We start from the raw sequence: 21,513 nt of genomic DNA, 5'->3' as shown, positions 1-21,513 counted from the left end.
TGAAGCGGGTACAAGCCAATGTTAAATTCTGTTACTGATTATGACGGCTTTTCTTGTTTAGGGAATCACCCTTAGCTAGGTTTACTGATGTTTTCAGGGCTTGTAGATTCCGGATGGCTTCGCTACCTCCTCTGGCTACCGGTTTGATATGGTCAATTACCCAACCCTTTTTACTGTTCTTACCATAGCTGTCATAGCGAAGCTCATTGCCATAAGGATCCTGACGATATATTTCCGGGTCCTTGCCACGTATCGGCTTGGCTAGTTTCCAAATCTTATCTTTGTATTGGTGTTTTTTTAATACTTCAGTTTCTATCTCTTTTATATGTTTGTTTGCCGCTTTCGCATACTTGGGAAATAATTCCGTGCCTAGGAACCTTCTTTGAAGTAGTAAAGACGCCGCAGCAGTTGAGCCCGAGCCCATAAACGGATCCAAAATTACATCACCCTCTTTTGTAAACAGGGTGATAAACCACGTGGGCAACTCAATAGGAAAAATTGCACTATGATTTATCAGTGATTTTGAAACAGCAGTTTCAACTACATTGCTTAAATATAACCTATGCTCCTCTTCAAATATCAAAACATTTGAAGGATTAACTTTTTTCTTATTCAACCAATTTGAAACATTGCGTGCTAAATGGCTATTATTTTTAGACACACGACGAACAAAATCAGCTTCAGTCATTGATTTGAATCTTTTATCTGCCCAATCACCTATCGGTACTTTTACCTGATCCTGATACATCCTGAATTTTCTGTTTTTTGCAAAATGAAAGCACCGTTCCCAAGAATCCCTGAACCTGTTTTGCCATTTGCCTGGGAAAGCGTTTTTTTTAACCCAGCAATATTCTTCAATCCAGAACCAGCCCTGTTTTTTTAACTCTAACACGAGTTCCAAAACATAAGTGCACCTCTCTCCATTTTTAGGATGCTCTTTTATATTCAATATAAATGATCCATCATCCTTCAAAATTCTGTGGAGTTCTTTTGCAATTGGTAAAAACCATTCAACATATTCACTCTCGCGTACACCCCCATAGGAGATCTTTCTTTTTTCAGCATATGGAGGAGATGTGACTATTAAATTCACACTTCTATCCGGAAATAACCTTGTGTCAGGTAAAAGTACTTCACATTCACCAACGTATATTTTATTTAATGCTTTTGGCTTCATGTGATATCAACCTACTTGATACCACTTTAACTCATTTTGAGTATGTTCTTTCAGAGCAACATTGGGTTCTGCTTGAATCAAAAACTTACAGGGTTCCATGGAAAAGTATTCATTCTGTTGTTCAATTAAATGATTAGGATTTTGAATCATTATAGGTGATATATTCGAACATCCTTCCTCAAAATTTTTTAACATATATATCCAATATGTATCACCCTTTGCTTCGGCAACGTTTCTCTCATTCTTCGTCCAATAAAAACGAACTTTGTCTTCGCGGCTAGCTTTGACTTCAATTAAGCGATTAGCAAATATATTATCCGAATCACCATCGAATGATTCCACATCATAACCGGCAGCCTCGTTTATTATACTGATGCGTCGCACAAGTTCTGCTTGCATCTTATTTCCTAGTTTTATTAATCTCTCTTTTTCAAATTGTACGACTGCTACTTCAGCCTGTGCGCCCAGTTTCTTATTTTCCATTAAATTTCTTTCGAGTTGTTGCTCGGTCACCGCTTTCCTATCAGCAGTTAATTCATAAACCAAACGTGCATACTTTTTATTGACTACAATCAAATGGTTGTCTTTTTGATATAAAAGCCCCAAAAAAATAAAGAAATGAACGATTGTTTCATGTGTTGTTGTTAATGGTTTATCAACAATTGATAGTTCATAAGTGGCTCTGTTGTGATTTAAAGAAAATTGTTCAAGAATTGGTCTTGCATATGAACTCCATGGCCCATGAAATACTATTTTTTTTACAATTAGCTGTTTTTGAGATTCGTTAATTTCAAAATGTTTTTGATTGTTTTCTTTTAAAAATTGATCACCTAAAACAGAAATGGCTACCTGATCATCTTTTATCTGTACAAGCCCACAATGATGACATTGTTTTATAATTAATGGGTAATCACCTATTTGCCCACCAACAGCTACCAATTGGCATTGCCTAACAAGAGATTCAATCAAACATGTGTTCTCTTCTTTTGTTAATTCTTGCAATGAAATTAGCACTTTATTGAAAAAGTTAAGTATACTGGTCTCGGGTAAATTCATTTTTGGCCTTGAGATATAATATCTGCAACAGTTGCTTCAAAATCTTCTGTCGTAACGTCTTCTTGTTCCTCATAATCTCCCAGTGGCACATCGTCCTCTAGAAGGTTTCTCATGGCTTCTTCTTTTTCTTCAAGTCTGCGGTCAATAGTTTCGTCTATTGTCGATTTAGCTATTAAAATATGATAATTGGCCTGATCTTTAAGACCTATTCTGTGAATTCTGTCTAATGATTGAAGAAACTGCCCACAGTTGAAAGTTCTATCAAGATAAATTGCATTATTACAAACCGTATGCAGAGAAATTGATTCTGCGCATGCAGCGGGATTTGCAATTAACAAAGATGGTGTATTTGTTTTTTTAAATGACCGAATTTGTTTTTCTCTATTAAAGTATACATCAGCACTATCATCTTTTGGAATAGCTCCGTAGATAGAATAATAAGGAATGTTCTGCTCGTTACATTTTATCTGAAGCATTTTTATATTATGTACAAAGCTGGTCCACAAAAGCACTTTTCTATCTTCAGATAATAGTTTTTTAACGAGAGATATCGCTATATCAAATTTTGCTGGCTCTTCAAATTTTGAATATTTATCTATTAAATCTATCAATGATGTGCCGTCCGCTGATAAAGCTGGAATTTCAAATTCATCTGAATATTTATTAAGTAGTGCTGGATTTGAGGCCACTTGTAACAAGCGCACTATTTTTGCTTTTCTCCATTGCCTCAGCTTCATTCTATCTTCAATTTGCAAATCTAGATCGGATATCAATTTTTTTGATAAAGCAGAATATATTTGCGCTTGTATAGGTTTTAATTCGTATTTTTCTCTAGTGAAGTTTTGTTTCGGGAGTCTTAAATCTGATTTTTTAACCCTATAAAAAAAGGGCCTAATATCTTCTTTAATTCTTTCTTGTTGATTTTCATCTTTACAACGATTTTGATACACCGCTTTTACGTGTAAAATTTTATTATCCGGCCATAGAAAAGTCATTTGCGACCATAAATCAATGTAACCATGGGGCATGGGTGTACCAGATAGTATAACTCGCCTTTCTGCATAAGGTGCTATTTCAAGTAAAGCATTTGCCCATACACCATTAATATTTTTTATGTTATGTGACTCATCTACGACTAGTAAGAATTTATGCTGTTCGCACAGTGAAATAATTGAACGCAAATCATTAACTACCGTTTGATAACCGCATAAAAATAATTCATAATTTGTCGATTGAAAGTAAGATCTTTCTCGATTGTTGCCTGATAATCTAACCGTTTTCAGTTTATGACCGAAACATTCCTTCGACTCTTCTTCCCATGGCATGAAGCTACTATACGGCCCAACAACAAATATTTTTTCTACAACTTGTTGTAGTTTTAATTGATTATAGTAAGCGTAAACCATAGTAGTTTTACCGCTTCCGGGAACAGAAAAATTCGCCCCATTACTTATCTTCAGAAAGTGCTTCACACCTTCTTCCTGATAAGGTTTTAATTGTCTTTTAAATGAGTCAGTGAGAGATACAGAAACGTTTTTATCTATATTAGATTTAGCTTGATTAAAATCTTCCTCTTGCTTCTTTATTTTTGATATTATTTTTTGGACGTTTTCATCAACTTCATACTTTTCATTTTCTTCCTCAAAATAAAGTACTACGTCCTTAATTACTTCTGAAAAATTATTTTTATCAGATAAAGAATACTGGCATTGTTCTTTATCTTCTTCAAAATCTAATAATACGATAAAAAAAGTACGATGCTCCCAATTAAAAAGCTTCAGTGTCTCATCTTTGACTATTAATTTATGATTATTAATCGCTATGTTTATCATTATGTGTTTCTATTTTAGCACTCATCTTCTTTGCTAATGTTGCTATAGTTTTTAGCGGTCTCACTAACGAATCTGTATCAACAGGAGAAAGAAAGGCTTCATTTTTTTGGTCTATAGTTCTTAACGCCACAAGTGCTTTCTCTATGAGCTTTACTGGTTTTGCCTTATCTGCTTCATTTTTCGCAATATCGGTAGCGTTATCAAAATTATCATTTAATAGATCTGATGGAATAGGCGTGTTATCCGGGTATTTATTGAAATCTTTGGTTAAGGCTTCTTTCGTACCTTGTTCTTGTAACATTTTCCCAATTCTTCTTATTTGAAGATGTGTGAAGGAAGCTTCATCCTTCTGAAGAATGTTACCTCTTAAAAACTTAAATATATTTTTTAATTCTTCTAATTGTAGTTTTTTAGATAAGCCCGCAGTCTTTAACTGCTGCATGGTTTTTTGTATATCTTGGAAATGTTCAGATAATGTAAATTTCTTTATTATTCCATAATTTTCAGGTTGTCCCATGAATTCTAAAAAAATATCAATTAGTTTTAATCGCTCTAGATCCTTTTCAACCTGATCGGCAGTCCATCCATACATTGCTCTGGCAATTTCATTAGGTGAGAGTCCTGCTTCATCGCCCTGACGTACCATTAATAAATTATTTACCGGTCCATAATCTGCAACTTTGGCCTTTGACAATTGGAGTCCGGCTTCAATTTTCCACAAATCTGAATCAGATATATTCCTAGGTAACTTTGCTACCCATAATTTTTGCCATTTGCCTGAAGGATCATCAGCATCTAGCTCCTCTATCACGGCCATCCTTCTATTACCGTTAATGACAACACCATCCCAAGTGATGGCTGCCACTTCTCGCTGCTCTCCCAATGTTCTCAGGTCATTCTTTAATTTAACAGCTTCAGCCTTTGCATCGTCTTCAAGTAGCAGACGTTTAATTTCTTGCACATCCTTTTTATCTTCAGGATCAAGCTTCCTATTAATTTTAATTTCGTGTTCTTTTATCTCAAGGTTAAACCTTCCGTTATCACGATTGTATCGCAATAACCTAGTGGGCAAGGCATAAGACTCTAAGAATTCGATTTTTCCGTTAATTTCGAATCTCTGCTTTCCCTTCTTGCAATCCGGATCTGCTGCTATATAAGCGTCAATTTCTTGCGCGTGTTTACTTTCCATCGCCATATTTATTTCTCCACTTAAACATGCGTTCAGGTACACCCTTCAGATATTAGGACACTGAATATTTGTTCATTATATACTTTAGTGATTCAACTTGAAAATCTCTTGCTTCAGCCTTTTTTCACAACCGTCCGTATGAAGGTGTGCTTGATGAAGATCATGCAGACAGCCCATAATAACCCTCCAAGAACAAACAACAAATCACCTTTCACGCTATCATCAGTGGAATAGTGATATGGAGAATATATGGGCAGTTTCTACGAATGAGGTTTTTTTCTCTCACTACCATAAACGGATGGTTCCTCACACCATTGTTGACGTAAAAGACCCAGTGCCTCCATTATGCCATCATCCAGCCCAAGTAAATCAATCAATACGGCCTTATCAAGTGTTTTCCGGTTATCATCTCGCCACGCCTCATTAGCAGGTAATAAAGTCAGTTCCTTCAATTCATCAAATATGTCAGCGGCTTGATTAAGTTGTGTCGGAGATAGTTGTCTTACGTCGAGTACGACAAGCGCCGGCAATCTTTTGATTGTTACTCTTGCCCGACCTAGTTGCTGTCGGGTGCCTAACCACCAGAAGGATAAAAGACCCAAAGTAGTATTAGCCCACAGAACAAGTGGTTTTTCCCAGCGAATTTCGTCACATTTAAAATTCGGCCACGCCGCTCCACCTATTGACAGAACAGGCGTCATACAGGCGGTCAAGGGCTGAGAATTGATTCGGAAATCGCGGCTGAAATGAAGGCACGAAGCTATCTCATCCCATTGTTCTTTCGCCTTGTAATCACATTCTGGTCGAACTATCCCTTCTTTGTCTGGTTCAACAACCATTCGCGTTTCCCTTGTCGCATCGTGTCCCCATAAAACTGGATAGGTTGTTGTGGTATTAGGTTGTATTTTTGTAATATCAAAGGGCCCTCGCCAGAGACCAGTATTGGAAGATTTTGCACCGTTGATGTCTCGGTCTACCAGACCTCTAGTTCCCAAATTATTGAGTTGTGTCAACGGAAGATTCTGCACCGAATAGTTACGAGGTAACTGTATCTGGTTTTTGCTAAGGCTTACACCAGCATTAATCACATTAAACTCTCTTATGCCTGCACAACCCGTATTATCAATAGCTCCGCAAAAATAGTTGCCAATTTTATCCTCATCACCAATGTAAATATTACCGTATGGTGTAGAGGAGTTTATCCTCTTTATTTCCCGCGCAACTGTCACCGCCTCCAACATCGTTTTAGGACGATGAAACAGGTTGATATAGAGCCACGTCGGGTCAGTAGTTGGAGAAGACGATTCGTTTTTTGTTGCTATAATCAGTACCTCAGCCATTCCTGTGTCGGCGGAAAAAGAACTGTCTTTAGCCCCCGTGTTAGCAATGCTGATGATAGTTATATCTTGGTAGTGACGATTGAGAAGTTGGCGGGCAGAAGACCACCCGTCTCCCTGTGCGAATGCGGCTGGAAGCACCAGAGCAATAACACCACCATTTTTAACTTTAGCGTTCGCAACATCAATAAAATTGCTGGCGAGACCCGCATTGCCATGGCCAGCCTGAGATTTTGTATTGAGACTCTTTAGGCGCTCCGCCATCTTTTTCTGATCGTCTTTATTTGTTCCCAAGCCAGCGAATGATGGCACTGGTACAGCGGTTATGTCATCTACATCGGGCAACTTATGATTAGTTGGGCTTGTAAACGGAGAATTCATAATAACAAGATCAAAAGTGCCATGAGGCAACTCCAAATTTTTTTTAGAGCTGCCGCCTTTCCCAATCACACGTTTCCGGCCGGTATCAAAAAGCAGAGATATTGCTTCTTCCTCAATCAGACCAAGAGCTCCAATTTCAATTTTAGGGCCTGTCTCTAATTGAACTTCTCCATAAGGCAGGGTTTCAATAGAGGTGTCTTTAAATGGAACACCTGGATGCACACTTGATAGAACTGTAGCAGTCAGATGGGATGCAGCAGGCATTATATCTGTACCGAAAAGCGCTTCTTGAATCATTCCTGCATGTATATCTTTATCGTTTCCTCCGGTTCGTCTATAGCGCGTCAATACGGCCCCGTAGGCAGCATTCAGAAGTGCACCGGTTCCACAAGCAAAATCGGCAATTCGTAATTTTTTCAATTTCTCATCATTAGCCCAGTCCACATTAAGACGTGAAACCGCAACTTCGGCCAGAAGAGTGGCAGAAGTTGGTAAAGTATAGAATGTAGCTAGAAACTTGCGATCTGATATGAGACGTTGAAAAATCCGGCCGCACATATCATGCTGACTGGTGGCACCAAGATGATCAAGTTCAACGGCTACCTTATACAACCTATCAAGAATCTTACCGAAAATTCTATTGGGTATTGGAGTGAGAACATCAGAAGCAATCTTAAAGATTGGCCAATAGTTTATATGATTGTAAATAAACCTCCAATGCTCCAGAATATTCTCTTTTCGATGTGCCTTACTTCCGCTCCATAGTGCTTCAAGGGTTTCTATATATTGAGGTGTGCCCTGAATATTTTGCTGTGTGCCCTCAATAGACAGATGGAATGTGAACGCATTGGCAATAATCGCCATCGCCATCCGAGTAGTTTGTTCGCATTCTTGCTGATGTAATATCTTAGCAATTTCTTCCAAAGGATGAGGAGAGTTTGCGCACTCATCACGTAACAATCTGGCTGCTTGCTCTATGCCGTTCTCCAGAACATTCATGCTATCTTCAATTCTGTTTTCTGAAAGTGCCGTGAGTTCAATACAGGATGCGAGGCTGTCAACATCACCCAATATCCAGCCCGTTTCCGGCTGGCGAACTGGTTTTTCAGGGGAGCCAGAAAAGACACAGAACTCCACCTCCATCTCTTCAATTTCCTGTTTGAGTTTTTGTTGATCGACAGTCTTAAGTCTGGCAGGAATCCGCACAGAAATGGCTGCTCAATCACCTTATCAGTGCTTGCCAGTTTCTTACCCAAGCGGGCGATAGCATCTTGCTGAACAGTTGGTGCGGGATGGAACTCAGTCTCAACGCTTACTGGCAATCCATTAGGGTGAGAAACAATAATATCTGGTTGAAGACCAGCTTCTCCTTTAATAACGCCCGTTTGCTCGGCGATAATTCGGTTAGAGTCATTCCATTGCGGATGTTTTTTTCTAAGAACATTACCTAATTCGACATTGACTGTCGGTTCTGAAATCCGACTCATGACGAGCTATTGCCCGTGCCCATCCGGACTGTGCCGATCTCTTCCTCTTCATTAGGCTGTCGGCTGTCGGCTGTCCTCTTCTCATTTTAGCACATAATCCCTGAATAAATGATGCAAGTAAGCCACAAACAGCGCCTCATGAAAAATATATGGCATTAGATTAAGATGCTCTTTGATTGAACATTTTCATATAAAATGGTGGAGGAAACAAGACCGCACAGTACCGTATGCTGATGCGGTGGTTGAGCATCATAGATACTCTGGCTGAAACCGGTTCCATATTCCATTTTGGACGCTACTATATATAGTGCCAAATAAAAAATTCAGGAAATGAGCCAAACCACAACATATAGTACCCGTCAACTTAAGCGTATAATCCCCAAAAATTTCTCGAAGGTGGCTATCAGGTTGCGATGCTTGCCAGAGACGCTTCGCGTTTGAATGGTTACAGTGATGAGCTTGAGGGTGCCGGTGCGTTTGTGTGTGACGTATCTGATCCGGTTGCCCTCATCGATACTTTCAATCAGATTGTAAAGCGGCTTGGCTCTCCCTCCGTGGTAATCCACAACGCGGTTGGCGGCGTCTTCGGTGATTTCATGAGCATCGAACCGGAAGCACTCGAGAAAAACTTCCGGATCAACACAATGGCTTTGTTACATCTTGCACGATTAAGTACTCCTGCCATGATTGAGGCCGGAAGTGGTGCGATTATCGCAACAGGAAATACATCGGCCTACCGCGGCATTGCCAATTTTTCGGGCTTTGCACCCACAAAGGCGGCACAGCGTATCCTGCTGGAGAGCATTGCCCGGTCTGTCGGCCCCAAGGGTATTCATGCGGCTTATATTGCCATTGATGCTGTCATCGACGTCGCCTGGACGCGGGAGCGTTATCCGGATAAACCCGATGATTTCTTCTGTAAACCGGATGATATTGTAGGCGAGGTATTTCATGTAGCCCATCAACCAAGGTCTACCTGGAGTTCTGAATATACAATTCGCCCATTCGCGGAGAAATGGTAAGCATACCGGAGAGAGAAGGAGAGAGAACATGACGAATATTGATGCGTTAACGGCAGCTAGCCTATGGGTTGCGGCGCACATGCTGCTGATATGGTTTTTGGGTATTCATGTCACGAGACTTCGCATGAAGCTGGGCGTTGGTACGGGTGTGGGTGATGATCCTAAGCTTGAAAGGGCAGTGCGTGCACATGGGAATGCTACTGAACATGTGCCGGTTCTTCTGGTTGGGTTGGGATTTATGGCTCTTCTGGGTGCGTCTCCGATGGTGATTCATATCCTCGGTGCAACGCTTTTTGTTGCGCGGTTAGCGCACGCTCAGGGCATTCAGGTCCTTGATAAAGGTCTACCGCCGGGACGCGCCGGGGGCAACATTGTGACCTGGGTGGTCACCTGGCTCATTGCGCTGGCGCTAATATTCAATTTTGCAGGCCTGATATCACTCTTCTAACCGGGTTAACGACTCCGGATTGATCGTTGACAATCTTTACCGTGCTAATCCCAGACGGAAAGTAATCTTTTGAAGTAGCGTGAAAGGTCTTCGGAAAATTTTGGGTTTTTGGAAAGTTTACGTACATGAATCCCCAACTCTTCAAATTCAGATAAGAGTGGCATCAGCGGCTCCGGAGCGAGGTGTTTGAATTGATCTATAATTCGGCGCTCATTGGTCATTTGGCACAGTTCACACGCTACGGCGATATCCGCTAATGTTAGCTCGTTTCCTGCGATGTATGATGATCCCTTAAGCGCCTGATTTAGTCCTGTCGCATAGGTTATGAGAGAGTTACTGCTTTCAGCGTGCAGTGCCTCGATCCGCTGCTCATCGGCAAGCAAATAGCGTTGCATATCTCTGGCAAAGACAAGCGTTCTGTCCAGAAAACTGTCGACTCGTGATTGCCCCATCGCATCACCGCCGAGGAGCGTTCCCGCATTTGGACCGGAACGCGCAGCCGCCTTCATAATGGCATTGGATTCAAACAATCCAGTTTGCCCGTTGTTTCCAAAACCCGCAGGAACAGTTCCAAACGGGTTCGCTACGAGAAAAGCGTCTGACTTGTATAGTACCCCATCGAACCCTACCCGGGCTTTGCGTGCGTAGGGTTCAAGCTCATCTTTCTCTTCATCCGTCAGTTTTCGTGCGTCATAATCCCAAAGCCAGTTGGCTAGTTCAGGCGGTGCGTCGCCGACAATATCTATCGTGGCACCGCTAAAGCGTGCGGCTATGGTTGCTTTGTAAAGGCGGGGGTTAGGGAGATATGTAAAGATTCGAAGGTCTGTCATGGTGATCGCCTCTGGTAACGGTCTAAATTAGAGAAAATCTAATCTCAGGTGGCCAAAGAATGGTAGCACTGTATTTTCCATATTTACTAATATTCAGGGTGGACCAATGAAATGGGGGCAGATCATGCTGACAGATTTAGTGAATATTAAGGTTTAAAATAATTAAAAATACGTGCTTTACTGACATAGTTAATGATAATCCAACGCGTTTACTGACAGATATAATGAATGCCTACAGTAACGAATTACATTTTTTTACACCTAGTTCCATAAAAAAGGGGCAAGTTCTCAAGAACTTGCCCCTTTTTGAGTGCTACTATACGGCAGTACTCAAAATCCGGTGCCGCCAGGGTGACTCGAACACCCGACCTACGCATTACGAATGCGCCGCTCTACCAACTGAGCTATGGCGGCAACGGGGGTGATGATACTTTTTTTCGACCTCTTTTTCATCCCTTTTTGCTTCGTCTTGGCGTTAACTGTTCGCTGCACTATAGGCAGATAAGCGACGGAGAAAATTGTTGTGCAGTTATTTGAGTAACGAGGGGTTTGTTGTGGGGCCCGGGTCATCGGGTTGGCGGGGCGGACCCCTCAGGTCGTCGGAGAGTGGGGATGGTTCAGGTGCCGGCGGGGGCTTGGTGTGTGTGCTTGTTTTTTCATCCGGCCTGTTTGATGTCTTCTGCGGTGACAAAGAGTCAAACTGGCCGCAATGGGGGCATACGGCATGCCAATTGTCGGCATGATGCCCGCACAAGCCACATGCCCAATGGGTAGCGGTGGCGGAAGGGCCGGCAACACGCGCTGCCGTTAGAATGGAGTTGGCCTGTTTCAAACGTCCGTCTTCTGTTAAAAGCCGTCCGGCAAGCGTAGCGGCAGGAGCAAACTCTGGGTCCAGTTTCACCGCCTCCATAGCTGTCTTAAGTGCACTTTTTCTAGCGCCGGCCTGTTCTTGTTCAAGGGCGCGGGCAGTGTGGATAACAACACGGCGGCGCACAATATCGGTGCGGGTGAACAGGCCGTGACGGGTAGCCTTATTCAAAATTTGCTCAGCCTCTTTCCAGTTGCCCTCCGTAGCATGGTGATCAAAAATCATCCGCGTTGCCCAAAGAGTTTTGGGATTTTCTTTTTGTGTCTGTTGTGCCCATTCCAGTGCGTCGGTTGTGTTTCCCTGCCTGATGGCGTTGAGGGTTAAGATCCGTAGCCCCGCTGGTTTTGTTTCCGGATTCTCCAGAAGGGCGCGTCCCCGGCGTTCGGTGCTTGCTCCGTCGCCGCTGGTCTGGGCGGCCTGAACCTGAAGAAGTTCGGCAACGCCGTGCCAGTGTTTCTCTAAGGTTTTATCTTTTATGGCGGTTGCTACCCTGTCTGCCAGACGGCCGGCTTGCACCATCTCTCCTGCCGCTACGGCCACAAGGCCTTGTGCAAGTAAAGTCTCCGCCTGATGTTGCCGCCGCCTTTTAAGGCTTGCGGCGATGCGTCCCGGGCTTGCCGACAAAAACACAAACAGCCGCCATAAAAATATAACCGCCAGAATACAAAACGCCAGAATGGTCAGAGCCGTTAGCGTGTGTAGACTGATTTCATAGCCGGTGTTTTCAGAACCGGTCCATTCAATAACAATGTGGCCTGCGTAGGTGGTGATCCATGTGCCACCCGTCAGAATCGCTATCGCTAGAATGAGATAAACTGTCAGTCTCAACATGGGTTGCTGTTCCTATTGCGCTTGAAGCGCCCCGTCATAAGAGCTGGATGAATTATAAGGCGTAAACCGTGTCAATGTCTGTTGGGCCAACTCATTGATCTGTTGGTTGATGAAGACGCGCGCCCGGGCTTGCTCGAGCCATGGCGCCGCTACGTTGCCTGCTTCTCCATGCAGGGCGGCGGCTTCTGAAATAGCGTCTTCAAGGTTGTTGTTATCAAGATGAACTTCCGCCCGTGCCACAATGGCGCTTGTGGTGTTTCCGGTAACCATGCCTATGGGGCGGATAGTAACAAGGCGCTCCAACTGCCGTGCAACCCATGATTGACCGTAGCTGGCATTGCTTTCGGCGTCTTCTTGTGTGGCTTTAATGATATCGGGAATGGTGTGTGTGAACCGGACGTGCAGCATGGTCTGTGTCGGGGCACCGGTACGGGCGATAGTGTCCAGTCCATCAAGAAGGGATAGGGCGTTCTTATTGTGCTCGGTGTCAGGCGTTAGTTTTTTTACCATTTCAATTTCGCCCAGAAAAGACGTCGGCTTGTTTGCCGCCTGAACGAGAACGGCGAGGGCTAAAGCAATGCTGTAGTCGGTTTCAGGCGTCAGGACGGCGGGTTGAGCAGGCGCGGGTTGTGCCTGAGCGGGTGCGGGCGCTTGAGCCGTGACGGGAATTTGGGCGGGTGCGGGAGCAGGAGTGGGGGTAGGTGTTGGAATCCGTGCAGGATTAGATGCGGGTGCCGGTGTAGAGAAGACATATTCCGTCGGCATGTTTTGCCGTGGTTCAATCCACCCCTGCCAATGAGCAATGAAGGCCGTTGCGGCTCCGGCCCCCGCAACGATGAGGAGTGTCCATAATGCTCGTGTTAGTCGGGATGTGCTGCCACGCTGACTCTTTTGATCACTACCTTCCCGGGGCAACGGGGTTTTTGTTGTGCCCTTGCCTTGGGTGTTGGCCGGGTCCTCATTGTTTGAGGTCCGATTAGGTGTGTCCTGTTCGGTTGTAGGGCCGGTCATGGCACATCATAGCACTTTTAGGGGGTGTAATACCTGCATCGTGTAGCGTTCTGCAGGCCAATCCCGTCTTAATTCCGGATATATATAAAGCCGCCCGCTTTTTGAGCCTTTAGGATATAGGGGGAAGACAACTCAAAAGCGCTTGTTCGTCAGGATGGGGGGCCGTGACAATCGTTCCGAAGCCGCCTGATTGAAGGGTGCGGGCTACAGGAGGTGCCAGACAATAGGCGGTTATGGATGACAGAACTGACACGCCAAGACCGGCTTTGCCGTATAGCGTCATAAAGACGTCTGCGGTGCGCGCTGAATAAAACAGGATGCCGTTTATTGTATGGTCCTTGAGGCGGGCGCAGACATCAGCGGAAAGGGTTTCTACGGGCCGTGCGTCATAAAGGGTTGAGCGGCGCATTTCAAACCCCTGTGCCGATAGGCGCCGGGCGAGAATGCCGGAGGTGATTTGTCCTGCCAGATGAAGAAGGGGCCCGCTGGAAGGTTTCAGATGTTCCATGACCAGTTGGGCCAGCGCTTCTCCGTCACCTGCGGATTGATGGATATCTGTAAATCCTGTGTGGCGGGCGGCTTCTTTTGTTGCAGGTCCTACGGCAAAAAGCGGCAAGGGGCGTGCCGTAGCGATAGCAGGGTGATGCCCCAGAGCGCGGATACCATTGGCACTTGTGGCCAGCAGGGCCTGAACACCTTCAAGAGGCATTGCCGCTGTTGGTAGCGGGTGAATATCAAGCAGGGGATGAATAAGAGTATCGTATCCCAGAGTTCTCACACGCTCGCTTAGGGGTTTGGCATCCGCTATAGGGCGGGTGATAAGGAGTAAGGGTGCATCATTCATTGTGGGTTGTCATGCGCTGGCGTACCGTTTCAGCGCCGTTGCACCCCATGGTTTCTGCTTCATCGGGATGGCCGGTGATGTCGATGGTTTCGCACCGGCTTCCATCCAAGGAGAGTAATTGCCCCCGTAGTCTGAGCCGGGTACCGGACAATGTGGCCAGCGCCCCTATGGGGGTATGGCAGGAGCCGTCAAGAGCACCAAGAAAGGCGCGCTCCGCCACAACACAAAAGGCGGTGGAGGAATCATGAAGAGGAGTCAGGAGGTCATGGATAGCGGTGTCATCTGCCCGGCATTCAATACCGATGACGCCCTGAGCGGGAGCGGGGAGCATTTCGTCAGGCTCCAGAATAGCACTGATACAATCTGTCCTGTCGATGCGCTCCAGCCCTGCTAACGCCAGAATGGTGGCATCCATTGTACCGTCCCTTGCACCTTCTTCAAGGCGTTTCAGACGTGTGTCTATGTTACCGCGCAACAACCCGGTGGAAATGTCCGGGCGGAGGTGTTTGATCTGGGCCGTGCGCCGCACCGATGCCGTACCGATATGAGCGTTGGGAGGCAGGGCTGCAAGGCCGGTTTTGCCGTCTTTGCTTGGTGGATGATTTGAGACCAGCGCATCTCGGGGGTCGGCGCGGGATAACAGGGCGGCGATAATAAGCCCGTCGGGCAAATCCACGGTTACGTCTTTCATGGAGTGAACGGCGATATCCAGAGTTTTATCGCGCAGCCTTTGTTCCATCTCTGCCGTAAACAGACCCTTGCCGCCGATATCTGCCAGTTTGCGGTCCGTTATCTTGTCGCCCCGGGTTTTGATGGGCACAACCTCTATATCCCGGGTGTCAAGGCCGTGGGCTGTCTGCAACAGGGACACAACGCTTTGCGTTTGGGCTAGGGATAAACGGCTGGTGCGGGTGCCTATACGCAGGGGACGCTGCATCAGAAAACAATAATGCGAAAGTGAATTTGGATAAGAGAATGAGAAAACGTGTTATGAGCCAGTATAGACCGGTTTTTCGGTGAATGCGAGTGTCTCTTTTCTGATGAATTATATATTTAAGTCACGAGAAATTGACGATCCGGTAATCAACCGAAAAGGCGTTTGATGGTATCATCACTACGTAGGCAGGGTATTTTTGCCATGAGAAATGACCCGGCACGAACTCGTAAGGAGACAGAAAATGAAGAATCTAACAATACTTTCGATGGCCCTTGTAATGGCCTTCGCTTTTAGCGGCCCCGTGATTTTTACGGCCGCTCCCGCTAATGCCGGTGATTGGTATAATTGTTCGGGAGTAGCAGCCGATTATGGAGATTGTTACAATCCGGAGGACGACCCGTACCGGAGACGCTGAGTCCGGGTAATAAGCGGATTCTAAAGATCACTAAGGAGCGTTAACCGCATTTGCGGCCGGTTAATATGCCACCTAAAAATCAGTGGATTATTCTTCCGGGCAAAAAAGGAATCCATACTTCTGCTCCAATTCATCCGGAAGCCACTTCAACTCCTCCACTCCGGTAAAAGCTGAGAGTAATCTCTGCCAACTTATACGCCGTAGCAAACCGGGAACACGACACGAAGCCAAAGCCTTCTGCCATTGTTGTTCGCCGGAACCTCTCGTTTGAAACGCCGGATTACGCTGATCATACACGATAAGCATGTGACCGCTTGTCAGGTCAAACTCGCCTGTAGGTGAGAGCATAGCGGCAAGAGCGTTGCGCGCCAATTGATATGTTTCTCCAAAGGGACAAGGTGCATAATCCATATCCGACGACCAATCAAATAACTCAGGGAGATATTGCCAATATTTAATTTCTATCTCGGTAAGAGCGCAACGCTCCTTGCGGCTTTGCTGAATTTCATAATTACCATTGCAATATTGCGCGTCATCTTTAGACAATCCCGTACGGGAGCAGGTCCCAAACTCGGTTTCCATAAATTTACATTCCACAGCAACACGTCTGTCAGAACTTTGAAACAGCACATCGATTTCGGTAGGACGAGGTTCGTTTAAGGTGGTGATTTTTTGTTCAAGGTCGAGAGTCCAACTTTGATTGTCATGATAAAAAGCCGGACGGCCACATTCTGCTCTGACGCTTTGCAAAAGATCCAGACGACCATAAGCCTTAACATTGGCGAATACGCTCTGCGCCAACGCCTGCGAACTGCGCAAACTCCTAAACCAGCGATGTCTTTTCCCTTTTGGTATGGCGGCACGAACCTCTTCGGCATGTAAACCGTCAGGCGCAATCAATATATTCTCCGCCTCAAATTCTTTTAGCAATACGGGAGGACGTCCTTCTTTCTCAATGCCGTCGAGTTGTCCTTCGTGTTTGCGTTGCGCCCAGGCCCACAGCCTCTCACTAACGTCGTCTTTGTAACTCATCGCAACGGCACGGCTTCCAAATTGGGCTTCGGATCAAGCCGGGGTTTCTTACCACCCGAACCAATAGAGATTTTCAAACAATCGAATGCCTGACACTCGACACAGACACCTGTTTTGTTCTCAATCCCATCAACAAGAGACGCAAACCTCTCCTGCGATTTTCCGGGAGCGGTGAAGTCGAAACTTTGTTGTTGCCACCATTCCACCGTTGCCAGAAGCTGTACAATGGGCGGTAGCTGTTTCACCTCAACACCAAAGCAACCCTTTGCTTCGTGTGCAATCACCTCCAGATTCTTCTCGACGATGGCTGCATAGCGTAGTCCCTGAAGAAGCGCTGAAAAAGGTGTATCACTACTTCTGCTCTGTTTGCTCTCGACCTTGAGCTCGGTGAGAATCAATCGCCCGTCATCTCTAATTCCTACAATATCGACCTTGCCAACACCCGTATCCGTCTGTTGTGTTCTCAAAGAAACCTGATAATCCAGAAACCGGAAACCGCCTCCGGGCGGATATTTCCAATGGTGTTGAAGATTCACAAGCGCAATAGCGCTATGTTCCTCACGACGGTTACTATGACCGCGTGTCGAAGGAATACCGTCATGACCAACAAAATACTTTTTCCCGCGTGAAGTACGGGACGGTGCATTCTTTCGCAAACAAAAATATTCTCTGTACAACGCATCAAGATCGGTAAAATCCAATTTGTCTCTCCACAAAATTGGATAGAGGTCAGGGAAATTTGGAATGATGAACTCCTGAGAAACGGGATTGATATATAACTATATATAAAATTAGCAAAAATCATGGCAGGGTGTTGGAAAGGTTTGGGAAATTATTTAAAGTGGACGCAAGCTTGAAAAGAACCAAATTGTTACTTGTCCGGTTAAGAATATAAGTCCTGCGTTTTTGTGACATATTAAATAAGCCCCTTCTTTAGGTTTTGTGGATTGATCTATGCCGTCTTCTCCCCCTTCTGCTTTTGTGGTGCTTGGCCTTGAAACCAGCTGCGATGAAACGGCAGCGGCCGTTGTACGTTGGGAGGCTGAGGGAACCGGCACAATTTTAGCCAATGAAATCCTCTCCCAGACAAAAGAACATGCCCCTTATGGCGGGGTAGTGCCGGAAATTGCCGCCCGTAGCCATATTCTTCACTTGGACGGGTTGATTAAAAGGGCGCTGGATACGGCCGGGCTGACCAAGGGGAACATTGAGGCTGTTGCGGCTACCGCCGGACCCGGGCTTGTAGGCGGGGTCATGGTGGGCCTGACCATGGGCAAGGCTATAGCGTTGGCGCGGGGGGTGCCTTTTGTGGGGGTGAATCATCTGGAGGGCCATGCTCTGACGGCGCGTTTGACCGGTGATACGGCGTTTCCTTATTTGCTGTTGTTGGTATCGGGCGGACATACCCAGTTGCTGGCGGTTAAGGGAGTGGGAGATTACCGTATATATGGAACAACTCTTGATGATGCGGCAGGGGAGGCATTTGATAAAACCGCCCGGTTGTTAGGCTTGGGCTGGCCCGGTGGTCCGGCAGTAGAAAAAGTGGCGCGCCGGGGCAATGCTTCACGGTTTACTCTTCCGCGTCCGCTTGTCGGGCAGCCGGGGGCGGATTTTTCATTTTCGGGACTCAAGTCGGCCGTGCGGCGGGTTGTTGAGACAAACCCCGTGAAAGATGCCACGCTGCAAGCCGATACGGCGGCGGCGTTTCAGGATGCTGTCGCGGATTGCCTGTGTGACAGAACAAAAAGTGCCATGGATATGTTTGCCGGTGAGCTTGGCGGTAATAACGGTAATCGCTTGGTGGTGGCGGGAGGTGTCGCGGCCAATGCCGTGTTGAGGGAGCATCTTGTGCGTCTGGTGGAGGAGAATGGTTTTGACTGTCACATGCCACCACCTGCATTGTGCACCGATAACGCCGCCATGATTGCCTGGGCGGGGGCGGAGCGTCTGGCGCGGGGATATAAGAACGATGCGCTGGATATGGCGCCACGGGCGCGGTGGCCTCTTGATGAGCTTGTCACAACACAGGCACTGGCGGGATAGTTGAGATGGCGCGGACTATTCAACGCATTGCGGTTGCGGGTGCTGGCGCATGGGGGACGGCCCTTGCCGTGGTGTGTGTTCAGGCGGGCCGGGAGGTTATGATATGGGCCAGAGAGCCGGAGGTTGCGGAGGCCATCAATGGGACGCATGAAAATTCGGTGTTTTTGCCGGAGATTGCTTTACCGGAAAATATAAAGGCCACTACGTCATTGTCCGAAACGGCGGCGGCGGATTTAATTTTGCTGGTCTGTCCGGCGCAGCATCTGCGGGGTGTGGTGCGGGAATTAGCACCGCATTTGGCGGAAAAGACTATCGTTCTCATTTGCGCAAAAGGCATTGAGCAAAAAACAGGACTTCTTATGTCTCAGGTGTTAGCCGAAGAAGCGCCATCTGTGATTGTGGGGGTTTTATCAGGTCCGAGTTTTGCCGGTGAGGTAGCACGGGGGCTGCCGACGGCGGTTACTCTTGCCGCGCCGGTACCCCACGGAAAGGCCTTGGCACACGCCATAGCAACGCCGTTGTTTCGTCCTTACGTGAGCGAAGATATTATTGGTGCCCAAATTGGGGGGGCCGTAAAAAATGTACTGGCCATTGCCTGTGGTGTGGTGCAGGGACGCCGCCTTGGAGAAAGCGCACGGTCGGCCTTATTGACGCGCGGCTTTTCTGAGTTGGCCCGTCTGGGTATGGCGTTGGGGGGGAAGGCGGAAACATTAAACGGATTATCGGGCTTGGGAGATTTGGTTTTAACCGGATCAAGTGTGTCGTCGCGTAATATGTCTTTAGGGGTAGCGTTGGGAGAAGGGCTGACTCTTGAGAATGTTCTGGCAGAGCGCCGCTCGGTCAGCGAAGGAGTGCATACGGCGCTGGCCTTGCGGGATTTAGCGGGGGGGCTGGGAGTCGAGATGCCAATTGCCGAAGCGGTGGCTTCCCTTGTCGCCGGAGATATAGATGTTGAAGCGGCCATAACAGGACTGCTCTCCCGCCCCTTGCGCTCCGAGAACGATTGAGTTGAAACCCCCACAACGGAGTTACGACCCCACCCCAGCGCTCTGAGAATGACTGTCTCATCTCCTTGCCTTCTGGGAAGGATTGAGTTGAAGCCCCACGGCGGAACTGCAATCCCCTCCGCGTTCTAAGAATGACTGCCCTCTTGCGGCTCATCCCTCCCCTTATCCTGCAACGGGGCTGTTCTTCCCTTTGCGCTATGAGGGGTTGCTGTCTCTCCCCTCGTCCCTTGAGAATGACTGAAGAAGCCACAATGGAGCTGCCATCCCCTCTGCGTTCTAAGAATGACCGACCCACTACTGCGCTTTGGAGAGCAATTAAGTTGAAGCAATCACCACGAAGCCGCCATCCTGCCCCCTGCACTCTGAGAATGACTAACCCCTCCCTTGCTCTTTGGGAGCGATTCGCCTCTTGCGATTCCCGTCCCCTTTGGTCACAATAAAAACTTCATAAAATACGTAAAACTACACGTAAAATATGTAAAATTCTACCGTAAATTCACCGTAAAATACAGTCCCCCACATGGAAATGCACTATGGCAGATGATTTATTTCCCGTCTCAGATGATACCGCCACCCGCGCCCATATCAACGAAGCATGTTATCAGGAGATGTATGCGGCAAGCATTGAGAACCCTGAAAAATTTTGGAACGAGCAGGCTTCCCGCCTTGATTGGATGAAGCCGTGGTCTGTGGTGCGTAATGTATCATGGGATGCTGACAATCTTTTCATCCGGTGGTTTGAGGATGGCACATTGAATGCCTGCGTCAACTGCGTAGACCGTCATCTTGAAACCCACGGTGACCGGACTGCGATCATCTGGGAAGGGGATGACCCTGTGGATGATAAAAAGATTACCTACAAGGAACTTTATGTTCACGTGTGCCGGTTCGCCAACGTTCTCAAAAAGTGCGGAGTTACGAAAGGTGACCGGGTAACCATCTATATGCCTATGATACCGGAGGCCGCTTATGCCATGTTGGCCTGCGCGCGCATTGGGGCGATTCATTCTGTCGTGTTTGGCGGTTTTTCGCCCGAGGCTCTGGCGGGTCGTATTTTAGATTGCCGGTCTGATTATGTTGTTACGGCCAATGAGGGCATCAGGGGCGGGCGGGTTATTCCGCTTAAAACCAATACGGATGCAGCTCTTGAGCAATGTCCCAACGTAAAGAGTGTTATTACCGTAAAGCACACTGAAACGGATACGCCAATGCAACTTGGACGTGACGTTTGGTATCATGAGACAGTAGCAAGCGTTGAGGACCATTGTCCCGCTGAAGAGATGAACGCTGAAGACCCCCTCTTTATTCTTTATACATCGGGGTCAACGGGCAAGCCCAAAGGAGTGTTGCATACCACTGGTGGATATATGGTTTATGCGTCTCTTACCCATGAGATAGTTTTTGATTATCACGAGGGAGATATTTATTGGTGCACGGCAGATGTGGGTTGGGTAACGGGGCATAGTTACATTCTTTATGGGCCGCTGGCCAACGGGGCTGTGACGTTGATGTTTGAGGGAGTACCTAATTATCCTGATGCTTCGCGTTTCTGGCAGGTGTGTGACAAGCACGGGGTAAACATTTTTTATACGGCCCCAACGGCCATTCGCGCGTTGATGCGAGAAGGGGTGGAACCTGTTAAGGCCACCAAGCGGGACACGTTAAGATTGCTTGGTACGGTAGGGGAGCCAATTAATCCGGAAGCATGGTTGTGGTATCACCGGGAGGTAGGGGGAGGCCGGTGCCCTATTGTGGATACATGGTGG

The 21,513-nt window shown here is 46.6% G+C and carries 17 protein-coding genes, 1 tRNA gene and 1 pseudogene; 6 read left to right on the top strand and 13 right to left on the bottom strand.

Annotated features, from left to right (window positions below; translation table 11 throughout):
* Positions 1-31 precede the first annotated feature (31 nt).
* The 5 genes from V6Z81_05080 to V6Z81_05060 all read right to left on the bottom strand — a co-directional run bounded on the left by V6Z81_05080 (position 32) and on the right by V6Z81_05060 (position 8,115).
* Positions 32-1,177 carry a DNA methyltransferase gene (locus tag V6Z81_05080; GenBank protein ID MEG9861859.1) on the bottom strand — a complete coding sequence of 382 codons (1,146 nt, stop codon included), beginning with the start codon at positions 1,175-1,177 and terminating at the stop codon, positions 32-34.
* Positions 1,178-1,183: 6 nt separating this feature from the next.
* Complete coding sequence (locus tag V6Z81_05075; protein ID MEG9861858.1) at positions 1,184-2,146, bottom strand: DUF3883 domain-containing protein; 963 nt, start codon at positions 2,144-2,146, stop codon at positions 1,184-1,186.
* A gap of 83 nt (positions 2,147-2,229) precedes the next feature.
* Positions 2,230-4,065, bottom strand: a complete 1,836-nt coding sequence (locus V6Z81_05070) for a DEAD/DEAH box helicase (GenBank protein MEG9861857.1) — start codon at positions 4,063-4,065, stop codon at positions 2,230-2,232.
* Positions 4,046-5,260: a hypothetical protein gene (locus V6Z81_05065; protein MEG9861856.1), complete on the bottom strand. Its 1,215-nt coding sequence runs from the start codon at positions 5,258-5,260 to the stop codon at positions 4,046-4,048. The genes V6Z81_05070 and V6Z81_05065 overlap by 20 nt, the downstream gene beginning before the upstream one ends.
* Before the next feature lie 254 nt (positions 5,261-5,514).
* The gene (locus tag V6Z81_05060; protein ID MEG9861855.1) at positions 5,515-8,115 is read right to left on the bottom strand and encodes a hypothetical protein; all 2,601 of its coding nucleotides are present in this window, start codon (positions 8,113-8,115) and stop codon (positions 5,515-5,517) included.
* Between the two features lie 739 nt (positions 8,116-8,854).
* Between V6Z81_05060 and V6Z81_05055 the strand changes: the two are divergent.
* Together V6Z81_05055 and V6Z81_05050 are read left to right on the top strand one after the other, a co-directional pair.
* A pseudogene (locus tag V6Z81_05055) lies at positions 8,855-9,481 on the top strand (SDR family NAD(P)-dependent oxidoreductase).
* A gap of 28 nt (positions 9,482-9,509) precedes the next feature.
* Positions 9,510-9,929, top strand: a complete 420-nt coding sequence (locus V6Z81_05050; GenBank protein MEG9861854.1) for an MAPEG family protein — start codon at positions 9,510-9,512, stop codon at positions 9,927-9,929.
* 44 nt (positions 9,930-9,973) lie between these two features.
* Here the strand turns inward: V6Z81_05050 and V6Z81_05045 are convergent, their stop codons facing one another.
* From V6Z81_05045 to hemC, 6 genes are all read right to left on the bottom strand, one after another.
* A complete protein-coding gene (locus V6Z81_05045; GenBank protein MEG9861853.1) occupies positions 9,974-10,759 on the bottom strand; it encodes a glutathione S-transferase family protein in 786 nt (261 codons plus the stop codon).
* Between the two features lie 341 nt (positions 10,760-11,100).
* Positions 11,101-11,173 (bottom strand) — tRNA-Thr (locus V6Z81_05040).
* A gap of 115 nt (positions 11,174-11,288) precedes the next feature.
* On the bottom strand, positions 11,289-12,458 hold the full coding sequence (locus tag V6Z81_05035; protein ID MEG9861852.1) for a heme biosynthesis HemY N-terminal domain-containing protein: 1,170 nt from the start codon (positions 12,456-12,458) through the stop codon (positions 11,289-11,291).
* Between the two features lie 12 nt (positions 12,459-12,470).
* Positions 12,471-13,469, bottom strand: a complete 999-nt coding sequence (locus V6Z81_05030; GenBank protein ID MEG9861851.1) for a mitofilin family membrane protein — start codon at positions 13,467-13,469, stop codon at positions 12,471-12,473.
* Positions 13,470-13,578: 109 nt separating this feature from the next.
* Entirely contained in the window at positions 13,579-14,313 is a 735-nt protein-coding gene (locus V6Z81_05025) for a uroporphyrinogen-III synthase (GenBank protein ID MEG9861850.1), read from the bottom strand.
* Complete coding sequence (gene hemC / locus V6Z81_05020) at positions 14,306-15,250, bottom strand: hydroxymethylbilane synthase (protein ID MEG9861849.1); 945 nt, start codon at positions 15,248-15,250, stop codon at positions 14,306-14,308. The genes V6Z81_05025 and hemC overlap by 8 nt, the downstream gene beginning before the upstream one ends.
* A 241-nt stretch (positions 15,251-15,491) precedes the next feature.
* Between hemC and V6Z81_05015 the strand changes: the two genes are divergently transcribed.
* Positions 15,492-15,665, top strand: coding sequence for a hypothetical protein (locus V6Z81_05015; GenBank protein ID MEG9861848.1), 174 nt, complete (start codon positions 15,492-15,494; stop codon positions 15,663-15,665).
* Between the two features lie 87 nt (positions 15,666-15,752).
* On the opposite strand, the gene V6Z81_05010 is transcribed toward V6Z81_05015, so the two are convergent.
* Both V6Z81_05010 and V6Z81_05005 read right to left on the bottom strand, forming a co-directional pair.
* Entirely contained in the window at positions 15,753-16,697 is a 945-nt protein-coding gene (locus tag V6Z81_05010; protein ID MEG9861847.1) for a hypothetical protein, read from the bottom strand.
* Entirely contained in the window at positions 16,694-17,398 is a 705-nt protein-coding gene (locus V6Z81_05005; protein MEG9861846.1) for a hypothetical protein, read from the bottom strand. The genes V6Z81_05010 and V6Z81_05005 overlap by 4 nt, the downstream gene beginning before the upstream one ends.
* Positions 17,399-17,651: 253 nt before the next feature.
* Between V6Z81_05005 and tsaD the strand changes: the two genes are divergently transcribed.
* The 3 genes from tsaD to V6Z81_04990 form a co-directional block, all read left to right on the top strand.
* Positions 17,652-18,740, top strand: coding sequence for a tRNA (adenosine(37)-N6)-threonylcarbamoyltransferase complex transferase subunit TsaD (gene tsaD, locus V6Z81_05000; protein ID MEG9861845.1), 1,089 nt, complete (start codon positions 17,652-17,654; stop codon positions 18,738-18,740).
* Between the two features lie 5 nt (positions 18,741-18,745).
* Positions 18,746-19,747, top strand: a complete 1,002-nt coding sequence (locus tag V6Z81_04995; protein MEG9861844.1) for an NAD(P)H-dependent glycerol-3-phosphate dehydrogenase — start codon at positions 18,746-18,748, stop codon at positions 19,745-19,747.
* A 533-nt stretch (positions 19,748-20,280) separates the two neighbouring features.
* On the top strand, positions 20,281-21,513 hold a 1,233-nt coding region (locus tag V6Z81_04990), incomplete at its 3' end, for an acetate--CoA ligase (GenBank protein MEG9861843.1).

The organism is Parvularculales bacterium (assembly GCA_036881865.1).
Taxonomy (GTDB): domain Bacteria; phylum Pseudomonadota; class Alphaproteobacteria; order JAPOUT01; family JBAJNM01; genus JBAJNM01.
Note: the sequence above shows the minus strand (reverse complement) of the source record. Positions and strands in the feature narration are given on the sequence as shown.